This is a genomic window from Kribbia dieselivorans NBRC 106261, from assembly GCF_001552435.1.
In the GTDB taxonomy this organism is placed as follows: domain Bacteria; phylum Actinomycetota; class Actinomycetes; order Actinomycetales; family Dermatophilaceae; genus Kribbia; species Kribbia dieselivorans.
On the sequence record NZ_BCRE01000272.1, the window covers coordinates 1 to 2,169 of the forward strand.

Below are 2,169 nucleotides of genomic sequence, written 5' to 3' on the forward strand. Positions count from 1 at the left end.
TCGGACCGCCAGGCCAGCGCGCCAGCTGATCACCCCGCCGGGCACTCACCCGCCCGGCGGGGAGGTCAGCCGTGCCCGCGAGGGGGAGGCGGGAGGTCAGCCGTGCCCGCGAGGGGCGATCGTGCCGTCAGGCGTGGTCGGCGGGCGGGGCAGCGATCCGGTCCCGCGCACAGGCGATGCTGGCGCGGACGTCGACCCCATAGGGCTCGGCGTCGAGGTCGCGGGCCAGGTGGGTGTTGAGGTGGTCCGTCGCGCGCTCAAGCAACCGCTCGGCCCCCGCGCGGTTGCCACGCTCGGCGTGCGTCAGGGCCACGCACAGTTGGGCGAGCCCTTGCCAGAGGTCACGCTCGTGGTCGGGCGCCGCCTTCCACCGCGCCTCCAGCACCTCGTGCGCCGAGAACGGCCGTCCCTGATCGAGCAACTCCCGGGCGCGCGACACGGTCTCCACGGGTGGGAGCGCCTCATCCGAGACCGGCTCGACGCCCACGGCGCCATACGGGAGCGGGCGACCCAACCGATCCCGGGGCCGGGCCTGCCTCGCACGGCCAGCCGAATCTCTTTCGCGTCCTGACAAATCCTGATCGCGGGTCACACGAGGTCCTACTTGGCCTCGGGGTCGGGCTGGTGAATCCCGAACGTATTGCCCTCGGTGTCCAGGTAGTACCCCTGCCAGGCCATCCCGGGCAGCGCCATCTTCGGCAGCGCCACGACCCCTCCGGCCGCGAGGATCTGCTTCTCCGTCGCGTCGTAGTCGCCGACCCCCATGGTCAGCACCGCCGCGTTCGTGCCCTGCTCCGGCCCGGGCGCCGCCACTGGTCGAGGCAGTAGCGCCCCATTGATCCCCGGCTCGTCGTCCTCGCCGGTGACCACCCCGAAGTACGGCGTGCCGACGTACTCGCTGTAGTCCTCGTACGTCCAACCGAACGCCGCCGCATAGAACGCCTTGCAGCGCTCCAGATCATCGGCCTGGATCTCGAAGTGGATCGGGCGTGACATGAGCAGGCTCCTCATCGGCAGCGGATGGATGACGGATGGATGACGGACGGTGGATCGATGACCGCCCCTCGAGTCTGCCGCATCCGGACTCACCCCCGGTATAGGGTCGGCCCGTGAGCTTCGAGAAGGTCGTCTTCGGGTTCTTCGTCCTGCTCGCCGCGACTCTGAACTTCGGGTTCTTCATCGGCGACCTCACCAACCCGGACGCACACAACGTCTACGAGCTGTACGCCGCGGTCGTGGTCAACGTCATCGCCGTCATCCTCAAGTTCGGCGATCGCACCCAGATCGGCGCCATCCACCTCGCCTCCAGCCTCGTCGCGAGCCTCCAACTGATCGCCGCGGCGGGCTACTACGTCTGGGCCACGGAGTACGGTGGCGGGCTCGACGCCCACGAGATCGGTTCGGTGGTCTCCCTCTCCGGCGGGGCGTTCCTCGCCAACATCGTCTCGGTCGTGCTCCTCGTCATCGAGACGGCCGGGTTCCGCAGGCGCTGACGTGACCGGGCCCCGCCTGCTCTTTCCCGCGCGACCTTGGTCACGAGGCATCCGCACGTCACCGCGGCGACGCCGGGTCGATGTTCCACCGGAGCCGCCGTACGCCGACGCGATCTTCGTCGTCCTGCGCCGCATGCGGATGCCGCTGCTGCTCATCGTCGCGGTCTTCACGATCTCCGTCGTCGGCCTCAGCCTGATGCCCGGCGTCGACGACCAGGGCAACCCGTACCGGATGTCGATCTTCGACTCGTTCTACTTCATCTCCTACATGGCCACGACCATCGGCTTCGGTGAGACGCCGTACGCGTTCACCATCCCGCAGCGCATGTGGACGACCGGCTCCATCTACGCCACCGTGATCGGCTGGACGTACGCCCTCACGTCCCTCTTCGGCCTCCTGCAGGAGCCCGGTTTCCGCCAGGCCGTGCAGATCCAGCGGTTCGCGCGCAAGGTCCGGCGGATGCGCGAACCCTTCCTCATCATCGGCGGCTACGGCCAGACCGGTTCTGCTGTCGCCCGCGGACTCGACGATGCCGGCTATCGCTTCGTCGTCGTCGACAAGGACCACCAACGGGTCGACGGGCTCTCCGCCGACGGCCTTGCCGTCGAGGTGCCCTCGCTCGACGCCGACATCTCGGTCCCGAGCGTCATGACGCTGGCCGGGCTCGGCCACCCC

General features: G+C 69.2%; 4 protein-coding genes. 2 read left to right on the forward strand and 2 right to left on the reverse strand.

Annotated elements, in window-relative coordinates; translation table 11 throughout:
* Positions 1-127: 127 nt before the first annotated feature.
* Together KD1_RS15770 and KD1_RS15775 are read right to left on the reverse strand one after the other, a co-directional pair.
* On the reverse strand, positions 128-487 hold the full coding sequence (locus KD1_RS15770; RefSeq protein ID WP_245627444.1) for a DUF309 domain-containing protein: 360 nt from the start codon (positions 485-487) through the stop codon (positions 128-130).
* Positions 488-600: 113 nt separating this feature from the next.
* Entirely contained in the window at positions 601-996 is a 396-nt protein-coding gene (locus tag KD1_RS15775) for a VOC family protein (protein WP_068403488.1), read from the reverse strand.
* A 113-nt stretch (positions 997-1,109) separates the two neighbouring features.
* On the opposite strand from KD1_RS15775, the gene KD1_RS15780 reads away from it, so the two are divergent.
* Together KD1_RS15780 and KD1_RS15785 are read left to right on the forward strand one after the other, a co-directional pair.
* A complete protein-coding gene (locus KD1_RS15780) occupies positions 1,110-1,493 on the forward strand; it encodes a DUF6394 family protein (protein WP_068403492.1) in 384 nt (127 codons plus the stop codon).
* 1 nt (position 1,494) lies between these two features.
* Positions 1,495-2,169: NAD-binding protein (locus KD1_RS15785; RefSeq protein ID WP_217995918.1), on the forward strand; the 675-nt coding region annotated here is incomplete at its 3' end.

Excerpts from the sequence above, each read along its gene's own strand:
- KD1_RS15775 (WP_068403488.1), bottom strand. The coding sequence starts at position 996 with ATGTCACGCCCGATCCACTTCGAGATCCAGGCCGATGATCTGGAGCGC.